Below are 18,267 nucleotides of genomic sequence, written 5' to 3' on the forward strand. Positions count from 1 at the left end.
CAACATGCAGGATCTAGAGAAAGAGTTTGGGCCGACCAGTTGGTCGATTAACAACAAAACCAGCATCTACATTATCACGGTGCTGCTGTGCGTGGCGGGGATTTTTGCCTACATCAAGCTGGGCAAGGAGAAATTCCCCGACATCGTGATTCCGCGCATCATCGTGGCCACTATTTACCCCGGCACTTCGCCGGCGGATATCGAAAACCTGGTGACGCGCCAGCTCGAAAAGGAGCTGAAAAGCGTGAACGGGGTGAAGAAAATCAACTCCACCTCCAACCAGGACTACTGTATCGTCGACATCGAGTTCAACTCGAACGTGGACGTGCAGTACGCCAAGCAGCTGGTGAAGGACGCCGTGGACAAGGCCGCGCCCGAGTTGCCCAACGATTTGCCCTCGCCGCCTACGGTGAAGGAAATCAACATCTCGGAGCAGCCCATCATGTTCGTGAACCTGAGCGGCAACTTGCCCGCCGTGCAGCTCAAAAAGTACGCCGACGACTTCCAGGATAAGATTGAGGCCCTGCCCGAAATTACCCGCGTGGACATCGTAGGTGCCCTCGATCAGCAGGTGAACGTGGATGTGGACCTGAACAAGCTGCGCGCCTCGCGCCTGGGCTTCTCGGATATTAGCAACGCCATTGCCCGCGAAAACGTGACCATTTCGGGCGGCTCCGTCGACGTAGGCTCCCAGAAGCGGGCCGTGCGCGTGGCCGGCCAGTACGTGCGCGCCGAAGATATTGCCGACATCCAGGTGAAGAACCTCAACGGCGCGGCCGTGCGCCTCGGCGACATTGCTACCGTGGAAGACGGGTTCAAGGACCGGGAATCCTACGCCCGCCTCGATGGCAAGCCCGCCATTACCCTGAACGTGGTGAAGCGCCAGGGCGAAAACCTGATTGACGCCTCCGACAAAATCAAGGCGCTGGTAGCTGAGTCCGAGAAAACGCTGCCCAAAGAGCTAAAGGTGACCATCACCGGGGACAGCTCCAACGACACCCGCGTAACGCTCCACGACCTGATCAACACCATCGTTATCGGCTTCCTGCTGGTAACGGCCATTCTGCTGTTCTTCATGGGCACCACCAACGCCATGTTTGTGGGCCTCTCCGTGCCGATTTCGATGTTCCTGGCCTTCCTGATTATTCCGGGCTTCGATTTCTCGCTGAACATGATTGTGCTCTTCGCCTTCCTGCTGGCGCTGGGCATTGTGGTGGACGACGCCATTGTGGTCATCGAAAACACTCACCGCCTGCTGCACGAGCACCCCGAGCTGAGCACCGAAAAGGCCGCCAAATTCGCGGCTGGTGAGGTATTCGTGCCGGTACTGGCCGGTACGCTCACCACCGTAGCTCCCTTCGTGCCGCTGATGTTCTGGCCCGGTATTGTGGGCTCGTTCATGTACTACCTGCCCGTTACGCTCATCATCACCCTGATGTCGTCGCTGGTGGTGGCCTTCATCATGAATCCGGTGTTTGCCGTGAGCTTCATGGAGCGCGAGGAGCACTTCGAGGAAGACCTGCACAGCAAGCCCAAACTGAGCAAAGGCCTGAAAATTGCCGTGGGCGTACTGGTAGTGCTGGGTATCCTGTTTAACGTGCTGGCCCTGGGTGCTACGCCCGAAGTTGGGGTCGATGGCAAAACCAGCGGTCTGATTGGCCACTTCATCGGCAACGTCTGCCTGGCCCTGGCCGGCTTCATCCTGCTCGACAAGTTTGTGCTGGTGAAGATGATTGCCTGGTTCCAGACCCGCGCTTTGCCCAAGTTCCAGAACGGCTACGCCAGCCTGGTGCGCTGGTCCATCAACCACCCGGCCCTGGTGATGATTAGCGTGGTGGTGCTGTTCATCGGCTCGTTCGTGGCCGTGGGTATGCGCGGCCCGAAGGTGGACTTCTTCCCGAAAGGCGACCCGAAATTCATTTATACCTACCTGAAAATGCCGGTGGGTACCCGCGTCGAAATCACCGACTCCATCACCAAAGTGCTGGAAAACCGCATCTACGGCGTTATCGGCCGCCAGAACCCCGATGTGGAATCGGTGATTACCAACGTGGCCATTGGTGCCGGCGACCCGAGCGACGCGTCCTCGTCGAGTGGCACGGCCATGTCGAACATGGGCAAGGTGGCCGTGGCCTTCAAGGAGCTCAGCGACCGGACCGGCCCGACTACCGGCACCTACATGGATAAAATCCGGGAGGCGGTGAAAGGCATTCCCGGCGCCGAAATTTCGGTGGACCAGGAAGCCAGCGGCCCGCCCCAAGCTAAGCCCATTGCTATTGAGGTGATTGGCGACGACTACCCCACGCTGGCCAAGCTCAGCAAGAAGGTGACCCGCTACGTTGATTCGCTCAACATTGGCGGCGTGGAAGCGTTGCGCTCCAACCTGGAAGACCGCAACCCCGAAATTGCCGTGAACATCGACCGCACCCGCGCCAACCGGGAAGGTATCAGCACCGGCCAGATTGGCCTGGAAGTGCGCACGGCCATCTACGGCTCGGAGGCCAGCAAATTCAAAACCTCCGACGACGAATACCCCGTGCAGGTGCGCTACGCCAAGCCTTACCGCAACGACGTGGACGCCATCATCAATTCCCCGCTCACGTTCCGCGACGCTACCGGCGCCGTACGCCAAGTGCCTATTTCGTCCATTGCCCAGGTAACCTACGGCAGCACCTACGGCGGCATCCGGCGCAAGGACACCAAGCGCGTCATCACCATCAGCTCCAACGTGCTCAACGGCTACACCGGCCCTGATGTGGTAGCCAACATCCGCACGGCCCTGCAGTCCTTCCCCACGCCGGCCGGCTACACCATCAAAATGGGCGGGGCCGAAGAAGACCAGAAGGAAACCACCGACTTCCTGCCCATGGCCGGCATCGGGGCGCTGGGCCTCATCTTCCTGATTCTGGTAACGCAGTTCAACTCGTTCAGCAAGCCGGTTATCATCCTGTCGGAAGTGCTGTTCTCCATTGCCGGCGTATTCTGGGGGCTGGCCATCACGGGCCAGAACGTCAGCATCGTAATGACCGGGGTTGGTATCATCGCCCTGGCCGGTATCGTGGTGAAAAACGGGATTCTGCTGGTCGAGTTCATGGACATTCTACGGGCGCAGGGCATGCCGCTGCGCGAAGCCATTGTGCTGGCCGGCCGCACCCGCCTCAACCCGGTAATCCTGACGGCTACGGCCGCCACGCTGGGCCTGATTCCGCTGGCCATTGGCCTGAACATCGACTTCTACGAGCTGTTCGCCAGCGGCCACGCCCACTTCTTCATCGGTGGTGAGTCGGTTGTGTTCTGGGGCCCGCTGGCCTGGACCATCATCTTCGGGCTGGTGTTTGCCACCGGCATCACGCTGGTCGTAGTACCCGTGATGTACCTGCTGAGCGAGAGTCTGAAGCTGCGTCTGAAAGGCACGCCTGAACCCGCCGCCATAGCTGACGCCGAAGAGGTGGAGGCCGCCCGGCCGCCGGTGCTCACGCACTAAACAGCTGCCGCAATAGCCGGGCCGCTGTACGCGGTGGCCCGGCCGTTGCTTTTTTCTTACGTGGCTTGCAACCATTTCGGCTTTCGAAATACTCCTCCGCCCGAACGGGCGGGCCAGTACCGGAGCCGGCCATGCTTGCTCGCTTTTTCTCTCTCGTACCCTGTCGTTTCTCGTATGGTTATCCTGACGACTACCGCCCCTAAAACAATTCAGCAGCAGGTGCTGCGCATCATCAGCAAGCGGAAGGCCATCAAGGCTAAACGCCTGCGTATCGGTACCGACCTGAGCCGCGAGTTTGGCTTCGATACCGTGGATGTAGTGGATATCATTCTGGAGCTGGAACGGAATTTCCACATCACCATTCCCGATGAAGTACCCCTAGCAACGGTGGGTGACTTCGTGAAATACGTGGTGTCGCACACGCCCGCCCGGCAACAGGCCGCCTAGCGGCAACAGTAGCCAAAAAGGCTACTTGGTCTTTTTACTCTGCAAAAAGCCCCGAGGAGGCAGCGCACCTAGTGCGGCTGCCTCCTCGGGGCTTCCTTCTGATTGGGTACGGAAGGGTTATTAGCGCACGTTTCCGCCGGCATCACCACCCTCGGGGAGGTTGGCCGCAGACGAACTAGGCTCCCGGCTGCTGTCAGTCGTGTTGCCTACCTCGGTGGCGCTGCTCAGATCATCGGCCTTTTTACCGGTAGGGTTGTGAGCGGCCGGAGCATCTACGTTGGCGAAAACAGGGGTAGCCGCAGCTTTATCTTCGGTTACGCGCGAGTCCGTTACCAAGCTAGGACGGGTCTTTTCCCATTCCAGAAACTTGTCCATCTCGTCCTTGATGGTGGTACTGAACCAAGCCACCAGGGCCACGTCATCCAGTAGGCCCAGCACCGGAATAAAGTCTGGAATCAGGTCGATAGGGCTCAGGAAGTAGATGGTAACGGCTACCGCCGCTACTATCGTGGAAGTGGGTAGGCCTGTGTATTCACCCGAAACGGATGTGCGAACCAGCCGCAGCATCGTCTGGAGGGTTTCCCAGGCTTCGTGCGCAATAGAGCCAACATCCTTTTTGTCGCTTGCTTTGGTGTAGGCGTCATTCAGCAGCTGCTTCATGCGCGTAGGCTTCTTAATGTATTCTTCGGCCTTACCGACGAACTTCTTAAAAATCGGGGAGGAGGCTATGTCCTCACCTTTGGGAATTTGCTTGTCCATAATGTGCGGAGGGAGAGAAAGAGGTAGACCGGATAGCGCGTCTTGCTGTGGGCTATACCGCCATTTCAGCAAAATAGTTTTCGGGCCGAAGGTCGCAGAAAAAAACAAAAACGCCCCGTTTGTGAAAACGAGGCGTTTCGAACTGCAAAAACCAGTGGTCTACCGCTCCACGCGACCGGCCGCGTAAAAATTGCGGCTGTAGTAGGCTTGATTCAAAGAACTTACCATGACGCCACCGCCGCAGGCAGAGTGGGCAAATTTGCCATCTTTCAGGTAAATACCAACGTGGTAGATGGGCTGGCCCGGACCCCGACGGAAAAATACTAGGTCGCCAGTCTGCATTGCGTCCTTCTGCACATGTTTCACGCTGGTGAACATGGAGCGGGAACTGCGTTGCAGGGTTATGCCATACGCCTCTTTGAATACGCGGGTCACAAACCCGGAGCAGTCGGTGCCGCTTTTGCTGTTGCTGCCGTAGCGGTAAGGAGTACCCAACCACGATACCACGGTTTCCAGCAATGACTTATCTTCCGTATAGCTGGCTTCAATGCCTAGCCGATGCGCTACTTTATCGTATGCTACCGAGTCGGAGGCGGTAAGCAGGCGGGTTTCCTCTTCCCCTGAGAACAAGGTGCTGAGCAGAGAAGCTTGCTGCGTGGTGGCCAGAGGCGAAGCGGAATTGGCAGCAGGATTTTTTTCGAAGAAAAAAGACAGGACCATCGAGGCCGCGGCGAGGCAATACAGAATGCTGTTTTTCATTGTCCGTCGTGGGAGGGAGGATGCGCTGCCGGAGGCGGGCCGGCAACGTTGTGCGTGCTTCTTTTTGACCAATAGGCAACCGGAAATCCGGATGACAAAAACGTGATGAAACGAACCTTCTGAGTCGCCGAACTTAGTAGCTAAGACGACGGCCAGTGGTTAAAGCTAACCCTAAATTTTTGGAAGCACCAAGGTTTCGTGCCCACTTCGGCATAAGTTCTTCTAATGGTGCAGCTGATTTTTGAAAAAATCATACTCAAAAAGTTAACTGCTTCGGAATCGGAGGCGTATACTTCTGCCTGCTTTTTTTCTGCCTATGCAACTGCCTCGTATCGTTGAAAATTCGCCTTTCGCGCGGCTGGCCCGCCTCAAGCTGGGCGCGCCCAATGTGGCCATGGTGCTGGGCCGAAGCATTCACCTGAGCGGTGTGAGCCGGGAGCAGTTTCTGCGCGACCCGTTCTGGGTCGCTCACGAGATGGAACACATCCGGCAGTTTCAGGAATTCGGGCGTCTGGGGTTCCTGGCCCGCTACCTGCGCGACTGGATGCGGCACGGCTACTTCAACATACCGTTTGAGGTAGCCGCCCGCGAAGCCGCCGAGCGCGACGCCCACCTCTACGCTCAAGGCCGCCCGCTTCCTACCGTCTTAGAGCGCCACCCTACGCCGAAGGGGAAATTGTGAGTTAACCTTTCAGGTAGCGCAAGTGAAGCGAATAGGATAGAAAAAGCCCTGTTGGGGCGATGTTGGCCGTTAAACGGTCAGCGTCGCCCCAACAGGGCTTTTATTTATAGTTAGTAGGTGTTGTTTAAGCTGAGTTCTACCGCGCTGTTCACGCCGCTTGCGCTACCTGAACGGCAAACTCACAATTTCACCACTTACAGCGCGGCCAGCCGGCCGCCGTCGGCTACCAGGGTGGTGCCGTTGATGAAGCTGGCCTCCGGGGAGGCTACGAAGCAGATGACTGCGGCCAGCTCCTCGGTGGTGCCTACCTGCCCGGTAATTTTCTCCTTGCCGCTTTTCACGTTGGGGTTGCTCCAGAGCATGGGCGTATCCACGGCCCCGGGTGCCACGGCATTGATGCGGGCATGGGTATGGGGGATTTCCTGGCTGAGGCCCCGCACGAAGGCTTCTGTAGCCCCTTTGCTGGCGGCGTAGGGTACCACGTTGGCGGTGGTCTGCTGGGCGTGCACGGAACTGACGGCCACAATGGCCCCATGCTTCATGTGGGCCAAGCATAGCTGGGTCAGTCGGAACAAGGGCCGCAGATTCACGTCCATCAGCTCGTCCCAAGCTTTGGGGGCCAGTTTCTGGATAGGGTCGAAGGTCATCATGCCAGCGTTGTTGATGAGCACATCAATGCGGCCCCATTCTTTCACCGTGCGCTCCACGGCGCGCACCAGCTGGCTGTCCTTGCCCACATCGGTACGGATGAAGAAGGCCTCGCCACCGGCTTTGGTAATGGTATCCACGGTTTTCTTGCCTTCATCGGCGTCGCGGCCCAGCACGGCCACGCGGCCACCCTCGCGGGCCATCCGTACGGCCACAGCCCGGCCAATACCGGAGGTGGCGCCCGTCACAAGGCACACTTTATTCTGAAAGCGTTTGGCGGATTCGGTAACGGGGGTAAAAGGCATCAGAAGAAATATTAGGGGAGATGAGTAACCATCCAAACGGGCAGCTCAACCGGATGTTTAGGTTGCCGTCAGTTTAAAGCGGTTAGCCTGTCCGAGCCAGATGCGTATCTTTTCGCTTTTGCGTCCGGTTATGCAGATTTAGGTAACTGAGTAGTAACCTTCCAGCGGCTTTTCACGAATAGGGGAGGGAACTGGCTTTCTGACGGTTCACTATCTCCCTATCACGTAACGCAACTCCCATGAGCACGCAAAAATCACATCAGCCCGGCGCTCCAGCCCATAAGCACATCACCTTCACGCCCGCCAGCGAAGTATCCGGCTCGTCGGAACAGAACGATTCGACCGAGAACACCCGGTCGGTAGCCACCCGTCAGGATGGTCAGCAGAAGTCGTGGCTAGACCAGCAGCAGTGGCTGAAAAATATCGATGTAAATCAGCTCTCCCAGCAGGTAAAAGATATCAGCTCCAAAGCCAAAGACCTCGGTACGAAAGCCGTGGATCAGGTGAACCGGCTCACGCCCACGCAGAAAGTAGTAGGTGGCGCGCTGTTGGTAAGCGGTTTAAGCTGGCTGGCTTTGCGCTCAAAGAGCAGTGCCCCGAAAGGCCAGACCTACCGTAGCAGCAAAGACGAAGACACCACTTGGAAAAACTCCAACGAATCGGTGTACCGTGGGGCTACCCGCAGCTACGGCGAAGACGACTACGCTACTGACCTGTAAGCTAACCGGTCATTTTACCATACAGCACAAAAGGCAGCCGAATCAGATTCGGCTGCCTTTTGTGCTGTATGGTAAAATGAAAAAGCCCCGCTTCTCTGAAGAAGCGGGGCTTTTGAGCCTGTTATTGGACTCGAACCAACGACCTGCTCATTACGAATGAGCTGCTCTACCAGCTGAGCTAAACAGGCATTTCCCGTGCGGCGGACCCGCTGGGGCAGCAAAGATAGAAAGCTGAGCGAACAACGTGCAAGGGCCTGGCGTTTTTTTTCGTGAAGAGTTGGGGTGCGGCGTTCCGGCGGTTTCCGGCATCTTTGCAGAGTTATGATGAAACAACTACGCAAGCTGCTGGTCAGCACGCTCGGATTTGAGCGGTACATTCGGTTGGTGAGTCGGGTGTATCTGCGGCTGGTAGGCGCGGGGTGGGGCCGGAAAAAGTATCCGGAGCTGTTTTTTCTTGAGCAGCTGATAAAACCTGGCTTCGTCTGTATAGATATCGGGGCCAACCTGGGCTATTACTCAGTAGCGCTGTCCAGGCTGGTGGGCGCTGGTGGTACTGTGCTGGCCGTGGAGCCGATTCCGGATTTTCAGGCTATCTGGCAGGATAACGTGCGCCTGAGCGGCCACCAGAACCTTACGCTGCTACCGTACGCGCTGGGCGGCGAGAATACCACCGTGCAGATGGGCACGCCCGAGCGCAACGGCCTGCTGCACCACGGCATGACCAAAGTAGCCGCCAGCAACCCTGCTGAACACTACGCCCGCACCTACGAGGTGCCTATGCGCGTGCCCGATGAGCTTTTCCGGGACTTGACCCGGCTGGACTTCGTGAAGTGTGATGTAGAGGGCTTCGAGTACGAGGTATTCCGCCACATGCGGGCCACCCTGCAACGCTTCCACCCACTCATTCAGACGGAGCTGAACGGGCTGGAAAACCGGCGCGCCGTGGCCGGTTTACTGGCTGAGCTGGGCTATAAACCATTTGTGCTGTCGGCACGTTCTGAACTGGTACCCTGCACGGCGGCCCAGCTGGAAAGTGCCGTTACGGCCGATTTTTACTTTCAACCCGTGGCGTAAGCTCGTCTGCCCCATTTTCTGCTAATGAAATTTTTGCTTGTTCTTCTGCTCTTCGGGCTCGTGATGCGGTATGTGCTGCCGCTGGTCATACGGCTGGTCGTGAAGCATCTGCTCAAGAAGCAGGCCCGGCAGTTCGGGCAGCAATTCGGGGCTAACCCTTTTGAGGCCCCGGCCCGGCCTGCCGCCCGCGCCACCTCCGCCGCGCCCGGCGAAGTCCACGTTGATTACGTGCCGCCCCGCGAGAAACCGAAGAAGCCCAAAGAATTCAAAGGCGGCGACTACGTGGATTTCGAGGAAGTGAAGTAAACCAAAAGTCAAGGAGAGAAAATCAAAGCCTGGGATGGTAGGGCTTTGATTTTCTCTCCTTGACTTTTTTTAAAACCCAATGCCTACCCGCAGGCCCGTGCCGGCGCGCTGGCCCGACTGGAAGCTGGTGTAGAAATCGGCCCGCAGTACTTTGAAAACGTGCTCTACGCCCACGCCCAGCTCCAGGTAGTGGTTGGCGGTGGGCGTGGTGAGGTAGTTCAGCGAGGCGACTTCCTGCCAGTGCAGGCGGCGCAACAGCGGAATTTTGTTCAGCAGGAAGCCGTTGAAATGGTGGTTGTAGTGGGCTTCCAGAAACTTATCGGCGGTGCTGAAACGGTAGTAGTCCAGCAACTGAAACTTGGTGAAATCTTCCGTCAGGTAGGTGCGGTTGCCGCTGAAGTGGCGGAAGTCCATGAAGCTGAGCCGGGGCTGACCCGGGAAGACGCCGGCGGCCACTTGGTAGCTGCTGGTGCCCAGCAGGCCCAGGCTCACAGACTGGCGCAGGCCGGCTTCCAACAGCGTGTAGCGTACATCGGAGCCCAGCACGCCCCCAATGCCCTGCCGCCAGGTGAGCGAAAAGGTAGGGTACTTGGAGCCCAGGTTTACCTTGCCGTTGGGGCGGGTGATGTAGCGCTGACCCGGCAGATAATAGGCCGTGAGTTCGGTGGTCAGGGCCTCGCTGCGGCCGAAGCGCGTGCCGTCGGGGCGCTCGGCATTTACGGGCTGGTTGGGCGTAAAGGCCCGGCCGGCCCGGTCAGTAATCAGCTTGATGGTGGTGTTTTCCAGCTCCCGGCGCACCCGGTAGCTGCCGGAGGCCTGCACCGTGAGGCCGTTCAGCGGCTCCCACTCGTAGCCCAGGCCCAGGCCGTCGCGGCGGTAGAGCTTGGCGTAGTTGCGGTTCTCGAAGAGGGTGTAGTAGGTATTTATGAAGGGCGTGAGCTGGCTGCGGGAGTCGAAGTTCTCGATGGTACGGCCGGCCCGGATGGTCAGGCGGGAAACCTTCACGGCGTCCAGCTGCCAGCTGGCCACCACGCTCGGGCTCAGCAGCCGGTTGCTGAAGCCGTAGCGCAGGCTCGGCGTCACCGACCACATCCGGCGGTCCTCGGTGCGCTGGGTATAGGTGGCCTGGGGGTTGATGACCAGCCCTTCCACGGTGTTGTAGTTGATGATGTTGAACACCGGATCTACTGACCACTGGCGCTTGCGGAAGGTGTTGTTGTGGATGTAGCCCGTGAGCAGCAGCTCGCCAAAACCCAGCTCATTGCGCTTGCGGTCCAGCGAATCCTGGTAGGGCCGGGAGTTGCGGATAACCTCCGTGCTGTCTTTCACCAGGTAATCCTTCTGCTCCTCCTCGGTGAGTGGTACCGGCCGGATGGTGGCCCAGTAGGCTGTATCCCGCTCGTTCACGCCCTTTTCCACCAGCATCACCTCGCCGCGCTTCAGCTGGCTCAGGCCCAGCCCGCTCGTGTCGCGGGTGGCTGCCTGCCGGCTCTGCTTGCGCACTGCCTGGCTGAGGCCATCCAGCTTGGGCTTCTGCTTTTTCACCTGAGCTACTGTTTCGCGGGTCACGGGCGCATCGTCGGGGGTGGTGGTGGCGGGCGGGGGCGTGGTAGGGGCGGGGCGGTTGGGGTAGGTGGGCGTAACCTGGTAGTTTGATAGCACCGCCGTCACGAAGCCGTTGCCCTTAAACCCGAAGGCCGTGAAGCCCATTGTCACCTTCTGGCTCTGCATCACCCACACATCGGTAAGGCCGGGGGCGGGCGCGAAAATCTGCTCGATGTGCAGGTTTTCCACGTAATCCAGCTGGGCGTCTTTGCTCAGGTCGAGGCTGACTGAGTGCAGCCGCCAGGTGCCGTCCACGATGTAGATGTGGCCCGTGAATACCGGATCGGTGCGGCGGCGGGGCGTTACCTTGATTTTGTGGATGAGCAGGCTGCCCTGTTTGGTAGTGCCCTCCAGCTCGTAGCGGTAAAACAGCGGCGCGTTGGCGGCAATCGGCGACACGAAGCCGCGTTCCGAAAACCCGCTTTTCAGCACGTTCTGGTAGAAGTTCAGGCCCCGGCCGGCGCTGGCCCGGTTGAAGCTGATGCCCTTGGCGTCGCCGCTGATGCGGGAGGATATCATGCGCTCCTGCACTACGTTGGGCTGGCGGAAGTTCATTTCCGACACCGATTCGGAGAGGTAGAAGATGCCCGGCTTGAAATCGGGACCCACTTTCACCAGTCCCAGAATCTTGCCCGGTACGTCGGTGAAGCGGCCCAGCACCTTCACGTAGGTGCGGGCTTTGAAGGCCGCCACCTCCCGCTGATGGTAGCGCCGCCACTGCATGGCCTGCTGCACAATGGTATAGGCGGGGTCCTTATCGGTGGAGCGCACTACCACTTCGCGCAGCTGGTAGCTTTCGGGGTTGAGCGTTACGTTCAGGGTGGTGGCCGTGTCGCCGCCCGCTACCCGGATGGTTTCCAGGTGGGGCTTGAAGCCGACGTACTGAAACACCAGCTCGTAGGTGCCGGCCGCCAGCCGCAGCTGGTAATTTCCCTGCTCATTGGAGGCTGTGCTGATAGAGGTGCCGCGTACGGCCACGTTGGCAAAAGCCAGTCCTTCGCCCTTGGTGCTGATAATGCGGCCCCGCACGATGCCGGCGCGGGCCGGTCCCGCCAGACTCAGTAAAAACAGCAATAATACCGCGCCAACGCGCATGCAGGAACTGAACATAACCGATAGGTAAATGAGGTGCTGCAAGTAAGAGGAAATCCGGCGGCCGGCGGTTGCCTGCAGAGTAGTTTTTGCCGAAACCAAGCCTCAGCCATAACGGGAACAGGGTTCCAGCCCTAGGCGCTGCGCTGGTATGTGGCTTGTTGTCAGGCGGAAGTCAATACAAGGCCGGCTTATTGAGTTATTTTGCCGGGCGTGGTGTTCTGCGTAAGCGGTTTCGCCCGCCATTCCTTTCCCTGTTTCGCTACGCGTTATGATGCAGCCCGCCAAAAAGAAGTTCTATACTCCCACCGAAGCCCTCCAGAAAATAGCCGCCTTCTGCACCTACCAGGACCGCAACCAGAAGGAAGTGGAAGCCAAGCTGCGCGAGTACGGCCTCGACGAAGACGAAGCCGGTGAAATTATCATCCGGCTGAGCCGGGAGAACTTTCTGGATGAGGAGCGTTACGCCCAGACGTTCGTGCGGGGCCATGTGCGCAAGAAGTGGGGCCGCCGCCGCATTATGCAGGAACTGAAGCAGAAAGGTATTTCGGAGTACTGCATCAAAGTCGGCATGAAGGAAATCGACGGCGACGAGTACTATCAGAACCTGGTGGATCTGCTCGAGAAGAAAGACCGGCAGGAAAAGGAAAGCCACCCCGGCAAGCGTCGCCAGAAGATTCAGGTGTACCTGATGGGCAAAGGCTACGAGCAGGACCTGATCAAAATGGCTCTCGAAGACCTGGGCAAAACGATGGAAGACGAGGAATAGCCGCCCCATCGGTCCGGTGGCTGGAAGCCGTCGGGTCGGGGCGCTACCGCTTACCGGGCAACTTCGGATTGGCCATCTGTCGCGAAAGGATAACGCGGCGGCCGGTCATGGTTTGCAGCATGGGCCGCAGGATTTGCTCGGCGTTCTGCGTAGTCTGGGCCAGGATGCCGGATTGCAGCGCGGCGGTGCGCACGTTGGCCTCGGCGTATTTGTAGCCGGCATCTACCAGCTCGGCATCCTGGAAAAAGCCGTTTTCTACGCTGTACACCTTGCTTTTGCTGTGGTCAACCTGCCACACGCACAGCTCCGGCTCGGGCAGCGCCAGCCGCAGGATGGAGTCGCCTTCCAGCACCACGTCCTGGGGACGCACCTTTCGCAGGTCGAGGCAGCCTACAGCGTTGCCGGCCACGATGAGGGCCACTTTGGCATCGGGCAGAAAGCGGTAGGTGCTCTTTTTGTACTCCACTACGTCCTTGAACTGATAGCGCACCAGCTCCAGACGGCCTAGGGCCTCTACCTTCTCCAGCACCGTATTGTGGGTGACGGTGATGCGCGGGGCGGGGTCGAGCGGGTTTTCCAGCCCGGATAGCGCGGGTCGTACTTTCGTCCAGAGAAACCACCCCAGCCCTGCCAGAAACAGCAAAGGCAGCAGACGACGGAGTAAATAGGGCATAAGCAGGGGGAAAGACTACAGCGGAAAGGTGCCATCAAATACGGATAGTTCAGCTTTCGGATGAGAAAGTTTTCACGCATCTACCGTCCTTTGCACCTGATGCTGAACCTCAAACCGTTGTCCATTTCTGCCGAAACTGCCGCTGCGCCCGGTCCGGCGTGGCTGCGGCAATGGCACGGGTGGCTGCTGGTGGCGGTGTGGGTGCTGGTGCAGCTGCTGGTGCTGGCGCAGAACCACGGCCCCCGCTACGTGAACGACAGCGGCCGGTACCTGGCCTACGGCACCCGCATTGCCCAGGAATGGCATTTCGAGCGGGACCATAACCTGCGCTACGTGGGCTATCCGCTGTTTATTGCGTTGTGGCTGAAGCTGGGTACTGGCTGGTGGGGCATCGTGCTGGGCCAGATGGCCGTGAGCGGTCTGGCTGCCCGGGCCTTCTACCGCACCCTGCGCCGCCTCACGCCCCAGCCCCTCGACTGGCGGCCGGCGGCCCTAGCCACGGCCGCGCTGGTAGCCTGGCGCGACGCCCAGCAGTTCAACGTGTACCTGCTCACCGAAAGCCTGTTTGCTAGCTTCACCATTCTGGCTTTTTGGGCGCTGGTGCGGGCGCGGCGCGGCCCGGCGGGTCGATGGGTAGTATTCGGGCTGCTGGTGCTGCTGACGGGTATTGTGCGGCCCAACGGGTTTGTGGTGGCCGGGGCGGCGGCGCTGGCCGGCTTGGCGCGCCTTTGGCAGCTGCCGGGTCGGCGGGCCTTTTGGCGGGCGGTGCTGGGGCTGGTGGCGCTGGTGCCGGTGTGGTGGTGGGTGCTCAACAAGCTGCTGCTCACCTTCACGCTGGTGGAAACCTATTTGCGGGGAGAAATTATCTACGGCTTCACGCCCTGGGTAGTGGAGCCGACGGAGCCGCTGCTGCTGCCCCCGCCCGGTCTGGCCCCGGTGCTGCGCCTGGGCTACTTTATAACCGCCAACCCCACGTATTTCCTCAAGCTGGCCACGCTGAAGGGGCTGCTGTTCTTCAGCTACGTGAAAACCTACTACTCCTGGAGCCACATCCTACTGATTGTGGTCTTCATTTATCCGTGCTACTGGCTGGCAGTGCGCGGCCTGCGCACCGCCACTGCTTGGCTGCCGGCCCGGGTGTTTCTGGCGGGTGTGGTGCTGCTGCAGGGCTTCGTGGTGATGATTACCGTGGAGGACTGGGACGTACGGTTTCTGCTGCCGGTGCTGCCCTGCGTGTTTGCCTTGGCCGGTCTGAGCCTGGGCCGCTGGCTACCACCCGCTACCCCAACGCTAAAGGCGTAGGCGCGCCGCCAAACCCGGCCCAGGCCTGCAGGCCGCCGGTATGCACCGCCACCACCGTGCTACCCCGCCGGAAGTGGCCCTGCGCCAGTAAATCCAGCACGCCTACCAGCATTTTGCCGGTGTAAATAGGGTCGAGCAGCACGCCGTGGCGGACCTGAAACCCGGTAATAAACGCGCGCAGCTCCGGGCTGAGCTTGGCGTAGCCGCCGCCGTGGTAGGCCGTGTGCAGCGCCCAGTTCCGGAAGGTGCGGCCCGTGGCCGCCTGGGTTAGCTGGTCGATGTCGGAGCGCAGGAAGTCAGCACCTTTCAGGGCGGCGAAGCCCAAGGCCTGTTCCGGTCCTTGCAGCCCAGTGACGAGGCCAGCCAGTGTGCCGCCAGTACCGCAAGCCACGCACAGTGCGTCGAAAGCAGTAAGTACGCGCAGCTCTGTCACCAGCTCGGCGCAGCCGGGCAGGGCCAGGGCGTTGGAGCCGCCTTCGGGTACCACGTAAGCCGGGCCGGTTACGCGCAGCACCTCCGCCAGTACCTCCGGCTCGTGCTTGCGGCGGTAGGTGGCGCGGTCCAGAAAGCGCAGCTCCATGCCATCGGCGGCGGCCCGGGCCAGGGTGAGGTTGAGGGGGCGGTGGGCCAGCTCCTCGCCCCGCACCACGCCCACGGTGCGCAGGCCCGTGAGGCGGCCAGCGGCGGCCACGGCCGCCAAGTGGTTGGAAAACGCGCCCCCGAACGTCAGCAGCGTGTGGTGGCCGAGTTGGCGGGCTTCCTGTAGGTTGTATTTGAGCTTGCGCCACTTGTTGCCGGGCAGCTCCGGGTGCGTCAAATCGTCGCGCAGCAGCAGCAGGCGTACGCCGGCCTGCTCAGCGGCTGGCTCCGACAAAAGCTGAAGAAGCATGGGAAAGCGGTTAGGGGTGAAAGGCAAAATGCCCATCATCCTGACTGAGCGAAGGATGATGAGCATTTTGCTTGTGGCTTGCTAAAGCATCTTTACGCCAGCAGCGTATCCGTCAGGCTGTGAGGCTCGGGGCGGTGTTTGAGGGCGTAGAAAAGCGCCACCAGCATGGCCGCAATCAGCAGCACCGACGACACCAGGGATACGGTGTTGCCGATGGTGTAGGCGGCGGGCTCGAATTTGAACTCGATGGTATGGGTGCCGGCGGGTACCGGCAAAGCCCGCAGCACGTAGTTGGCGCGCAGGTGGGGCACCGGCTTGCCATCGATAAAGGCCTGCCAGCCGTCGGCGTAGTAGATTTCGGAGAAGACCACCAGGCCCGCCTGCGCGGCGGTGGCGCGGTAGGTGAGGGCGTTGGGCGTGTATTTGGTGAGGGCAATGCTGGAGCCTTCGGCCGGGTAGGTAGTCTGGCTGACGGGAAACTTGCTGACGTCCACCACAGCCGTGGTGGCGGCGTTGAGGCCCGTGAGGGCCTTCATTTCCTCGTCGGGGCTCTGCACTTTCTGCACCTGGCTCACAAACCAGGCATTGCCCAGCGCGCCAGGGTTGCGCTGCACCTGCTGGGGCTGGCCCTGCTCCTGGCCGGGCACAATCACGTAGCGGGTGTTCAGCATGCTGAGTACGGCCGTGTTGTTGGTCGAAATCTGCCGCTCAATGAGGTCCTGGTAGCGGTGCAGCTTGGCCCCGTGGTACCCCCCGATGCTCTTGTGGAAATAAGAGGTCTGGGCTTCGTTGAACGGGTTCTGCACGTTCAGTACGCGGTAGCTCAGGTCCTTGTCCTGCAGAATCTGCTGGTCGGCGGGGGAGGGTACGAACTGCTCGGCAATGGTTTCCTGCTGGAAATTGCCGTCGTTGAGATAACGCTTATCCACGCCCCACAAATCCACCAGCGTGAGCAACCCCACCAGCGTAGCCGCCAGGCCGGCCGACAGCTTCCGCTGCAAAAAGAACCACAGCACCCCGGCCGCCGCCGCTACAAAAAACAGGGAGCGGAATACGTCGGTGCGCAGCAGGGAGGCGCGGTCGGCGCGTAAGGCATCCAGCGGGAAGCCGCTCTGTTGCAGCTGGGCATCAATGGGCGAAGCAAAATCGGATACCAGCCCGGCCAGGAATGCCAGCGCGCACAAACCGGCCGTAATGGCCAGCGCCCGTACCACGTGCTTTTTGAGCAGTGCCGTGTCAGCATCGTCGGTGGGCTTGCCGGTGAGGGCGGCCAGCGTCGGGTGGGTGCTTACCGGGGCGGTAGCTCCGGCCAGGGTGCGGCCGCGCAGCACGCGGCCCAGGGCCAGCACGGCCAGCAGCGGCATGGCCAGCTGGGCAATGGTGAGGGCCATGCTCACGGCCCGGAACTTGTTGTAGCCCGGGAAGTAGTCGAACATCAGGTAGTTGAACGCCTCGAAGTTCTTGCCCCAAGCCAGCACAACGGACAGCAGCGTGCCCGCCAGCAGCCAGATGCGGGTACGCCGGTCGGCCACCATCAGGCCCAGCACAAACAGGAAGAACACCACCGCGCCCACGTACACCGGGCCGCTGGTAATGGGCTGGTCGCCCCAGTAGGTGGGCATCTGGGCCAGATAATCGGTCAGCTGCACGGGCGGTACGCCGGCGGCGGCCAGGGCCTTGCCGGTTTCCGAGTTTTCGGAGAGCTTCATCTGCGAAGCCCCGCCGTAGAAGTTGGGGATGAGCAGGGTGGCAGTTTCGCCCACGCCGTAGCTGTAGCTGAAGGCATATTCCTTGCCCAGGCCCGAGCCGGCGTCATCATCGGCCGGAGCGGCGGGCTGGCCGGGGGCGGTGGGCGGCGGCGTGGTCAGCTCGGCTTTGCCCCGGATGCTGTACTTGCTGTATTCGAGGGTGGTGTAGAGGCGGCCGAAGCTTACGCCCACGGCCAGCAGCGCGGCCACGCCCAGCAGGGCGGTGCGGGCCAGGAAATCGGGCAGGCGCTTTTTGCGGGCGGCAAATACCAGCTCCACCACGCCAAATACCAGCACCAGCAGCAGCAGGTAGTAGGTAATCTGGAGGTGGTTGGAGCGCACGTTCATGGCCAGGCCCAGGGCAAACAAAGCCGTGCCCAGCCACTTGTTGCGCCGGAACGCCACTAGCAGACCCGCCAGCACCAGCGGCGCGTAGGCCAGGGCCAGGCTCTTGGTGTTGTGGCCGGCCGCCAGAATAATCAGGTTATAGCTGGTGAAACCCAGCGCAATGGCACCCACTATACTCACCAGCGGCGAAAGGCCCAGGGCCACGCACAGCGCGTAGCCGCACACCAGCGCCAGAAACAGGTTGGCCACTACCGCCGGCAGCCCCAGCGTGAACAGCTTGTGCAGGTACTGGCTCAGGTCGCCGGGGAAGCGGGTGCTGATCAGGTAGGTAGGCATGCCCGAGAACATGGAGTTGGTCCAGAGAGCTTCCTCGCCGGTCTGGTCGCGGAACTGGGCCGCCTCGTGGGCCCCGCCGTTGAACTGCACAATGTCGTGCTGGGCCAGGGTCTTGCCATCGAACAGGATGGGAGAGAAATACACGGCGGCCAGCACCAGGAAAAACACAACGGCCAGCAGGTGCGGCAGCACCCGCCGCCACCACGGCGCAACGGCCTGACGGGGAGGAGTAGTCATTCGGCTTACTAAAAAGTCGGATAAGGCCAGAGTTGGACCCAAGCCCGAAGGTAAGCAGGATAGGTGATTAGGAGGATAGGAGGGT

At 60.4% G+C, this 18,267-nt stretch carries 14 protein-coding genes, 1 tRNA gene and 1 pseudogene; 8 read left to right on the forward strand and 8 right to left on the reverse strand.

Annotated features, from left to right (window positions below):
• Window positions 1-4: 4 nt before the first annotated feature.
• Together EI293_RS13820 and EI293_RS13825 are read left to right on the forward strand one after the other, a co-directional pair.
• Entirely contained in the window at window positions 5-3,484 is a 3,480-nt protein-coding gene (locus EI293_RS13820) for an efflux RND transporter permease subunit (RefSeq protein WP_125438813.1), read from the forward strand.
• Window positions 3,485-3,658: 174 nt separating this feature from the next.
• Window positions 3,659-3,931: an acyl carrier protein gene (locus tag EI293_RS13825; RefSeq protein WP_125438815.1), complete on the forward strand. Its 273-nt coding sequence runs from the start codon at window positions 3,659-3,661 to the stop codon at window positions 3,929-3,931.
• 405 nt (window positions 3,932-4,336) lie between these two features.
• On the opposite strand, the pseudogene EI293_RS22580 reads toward EI293_RS13825, so the two are convergent.
• Together EI293_RS22580 and EI293_RS13835 are read right to left on the reverse strand one after the other, a co-directional pair.
• Window positions 4,337-4,690, reverse strand: a pseudogene (locus tag EI293_RS22580) (YkvA family protein); the annotation flags it as partial.
• A gap of 159 nt (window positions 4,691-4,849) precedes the next feature.
• Complete coding sequence (locus EI293_RS13835) at window positions 4,850-5,449, reverse strand: C40 family peptidase (RefSeq protein WP_125438817.1); 600 nt, start codon at window positions 5,447-5,449, stop codon at window positions 4,850-4,852.
• 316 nt (window positions 5,450-5,765) lie between these two features.
• Here EI293_RS13835 and EI293_RS13840 point away from each other — a divergent pair, with 316 nt between their 5' ends.
• Window positions 5,766-6,131: a hypothetical protein gene (locus tag EI293_RS13840; protein WP_125438819.1), complete on the forward strand. Its 366-nt coding sequence runs from the start codon at window positions 5,766-5,768 to the stop codon at window positions 6,129-6,131.
• A 194-nt stretch (window positions 6,132-6,325) separates the two neighbouring features.
• Here EI293_RS13840 and EI293_RS13845 read toward each other — a convergent pair whose 3' ends face one another.
• Complete coding sequence (locus EI293_RS13845) at window positions 6,326-7,084, reverse strand: SDR family NAD(P)-dependent oxidoreductase (RefSeq protein WP_125438820.1); 759 nt, start codon at window positions 7,082-7,084, stop codon at window positions 6,326-6,328.
• Window positions 7,085-7,323: 239 nt separating this feature from the next.
• On the opposite strand from EI293_RS13845, the gene EI293_RS13850 reads away from it, so the two are divergent.
• Window positions 7,324-7,803: a hypothetical protein gene (locus EI293_RS13850; protein WP_125438822.1), complete on the forward strand. Its 480-nt coding sequence runs from the start codon at window positions 7,324-7,326 to the stop codon at window positions 7,801-7,803.
• A gap of 115 nt (window positions 7,804-7,918) precedes the next feature.
• Here the strand turns inward: EI293_RS13850 and EI293_RS13855 are convergent.
• Window positions 7,919-7,991, reverse strand: a tRNA-Thr gene (locus EI293_RS13855).
• Window positions 7,992-8,124: 133 nt separating this feature from the next.
• On the opposite strand from EI293_RS13855, the gene EI293_RS13860 reads away from it, so the two are divergent.
• Both EI293_RS13860 and EI293_RS13865 read left to right on the forward strand, forming a co-directional pair.
• A complete protein-coding gene (locus EI293_RS13860; protein WP_125438823.1) occupies window positions 8,125-8,877 on the forward strand; it encodes an FkbM family methyltransferase in 753 nt (250 codons plus the stop codon).
• Between the two features lie 24 nt (window positions 8,878-8,901).
• Complete coding sequence (locus EI293_RS13865; protein ID WP_125438824.1) at window positions 8,902-9,183, forward strand: DUF4834 family protein; 282 nt, start codon at window positions 8,902-8,904, stop codon at window positions 9,181-9,183.
• Between the two features lie 69 nt (window positions 9,184-9,252).
• Here EI293_RS13865 and EI293_RS13870 read toward each other — a convergent pair whose 3' ends face one another.
• Complete coding sequence (locus EI293_RS13870; protein WP_125438826.1) at window positions 9,253-11,898, reverse strand: DUF5686 and carboxypeptidase regulatory-like domain-containing protein; 2,646 nt, start codon at window positions 11,896-11,898, stop codon at window positions 9,253-9,255.
• A 253-nt stretch (window positions 11,899-12,151) separates the two neighbouring features.
• Between EI293_RS13870 and EI293_RS13875 the strand changes: the two genes are divergently transcribed.
• A complete protein-coding gene (locus EI293_RS13875) occupies window positions 12,152-12,649 on the forward strand; it encodes a regulatory protein RecX (RefSeq protein ID WP_125438827.1) in 498 nt (165 codons plus the stop codon).
• 43 nt (window positions 12,650-12,692) lie between these two features.
• Here EI293_RS13875 and EI293_RS13880 read toward each other — a convergent pair whose 3' ends face one another.
• Window positions 12,693-13,322, reverse strand: a complete 630-nt coding sequence (locus tag EI293_RS13880) for a DUF4230 domain-containing protein (RefSeq protein ID WP_125438829.1) — start codon at window positions 13,320-13,322, stop codon at window positions 12,693-12,695.
• Window positions 13,323-13,382: 60 nt separating this feature from the next.
• On the opposite strand from EI293_RS13880, the gene EI293_RS13885 reads away from it, so the two are divergent.
• On the forward strand, window positions 13,383-14,624 hold the full coding sequence (locus tag EI293_RS13885; protein WP_125438830.1) for a hypothetical protein: 1,242 nt from the start codon (window positions 13,383-13,385) through the stop codon (window positions 14,622-14,624).
• Here EI293_RS13885 and EI293_RS13890 read toward each other — a convergent pair.
• Entirely contained in the window at window positions 14,602-15,513 is a 912-nt protein-coding gene (locus EI293_RS13890; RefSeq protein ID WP_246010640.1) for a 1-aminocyclopropane-1-carboxylate deaminase/D-cysteine desulfhydrase, read from the reverse strand. The genes EI293_RS13885 and EI293_RS13890 overlap by 23 nt on opposite strands.
• Window positions 15,514-15,605: 92 nt before the next feature.
• Window positions 15,606-18,182 carry a YfhO family protein gene (locus tag EI293_RS13895; protein WP_125438832.1) on the reverse strand — a complete coding sequence of 859 codons (2,577 nt, stop codon included), beginning with the start codon at window positions 18,180-18,182 and terminating at the stop codon, window positions 15,606-15,608.
• Window positions 18,183-18,267: the final 85 nt, after the last annotated feature.

The sequence above is a fragment of the Hymenobacter perfusus genome, assembly GCF_003944765.1.
In the GTDB taxonomy this organism is placed as follows: Bacteria; Bacteroidota; Bacteroidia; order Cytophagales; family Hymenobacteraceae; genus Hymenobacter; species Hymenobacter perfusus.

Coding starts and splice junctions, on each gene's coding strand:
- EI293_RS13820 (WP_125438813.1), top strand. CDS start 5: ATGCAGGATCTAGAGAAAGAGTTTGGGCCGACCAGTTGGTCGATTAAC.
- EI293_RS13825 (WP_125438815.1), top strand. CDS start 3,659: ATGGTTATCCTGACGACTACCGCCCCTAAAACAATTCAGCAGCAGGTG.
- EI293_RS13835 (WP_125438817.1), bottom strand. CDS start 5,449: ATGAAAAACAGCATTCTGTATTGCCTCGCCGCGGCCTCGATGGTCCTG.
- EI293_RS13840 (WP_125438819.1), top strand. CDS start 5,766: ATGCAACTGCCTCGTATCGTTGAAAATTCGCCTTTCGCGCGGCTGGCC.
- EI293_RS13845 (WP_125438820.1), bottom strand. CDS start 7,084: ATGCCTTTTACCCCCGTTACCGAATCCGCCAAACGCTTTCAGAATAAA.
- EI293_RS13850 (WP_125438822.1), top strand. CDS start 7,324: ATGAGCACGCAAAAATCACATCAGCCCGGCGCTCCAGCCCATAAGCAC.
- EI293_RS13860 (WP_125438823.1), top strand. CDS start 8,125: ATGATGAAACAACTACGCAAGCTGCTGGTCAGCACGCTCGGATTTGAG.
- EI293_RS13865 (WP_125438824.1), top strand. CDS start 8,902: ATGAAATTTTTGCTTGTTCTTCTGCTCTTCGGGCTCGTGATGCGGTAT.
- EI293_RS13870 (WP_125438826.1), bottom strand. CDS start 11,898: ATGTTCAGTTCCTGCATGCGCGTTGGCGCGGTATTATTGCTGTTTTTA.
- EI293_RS13875 (WP_125438827.1), top strand. CDS start 12,152: ATGATGCAGCCCGCCAAAAAGAAGTTCTATACTCCCACCGAAGCCCTC.
- EI293_RS13880 (WP_125438829.1), bottom strand. CDS start 13,322: ATGCCCTATTTACTCCGTCGTCTGCTGCCTTTGCTGTTTCTGGCAGGG.
- EI293_RS13885 (WP_125438830.1), top strand. CDS start 13,383: ATGAGAAAGTTTTCACGCATCTACCGTCCTTTGCACCTGATGCTGAAC.
- EI293_RS13890 (WP_246010640.1), bottom strand. CDS start 15,513: ATGCTTCTTCAGCTTTTGTCGGAGCCAGCCGCTGAGCAGGCCGGCGTA.
- EI293_RS13895 (WP_125438832.1), bottom strand. CDS start 18,182: ATGACTACTCCTCCCCGTCAGGCCGTTGCGCCGTGGTGGCGGCGGGTG.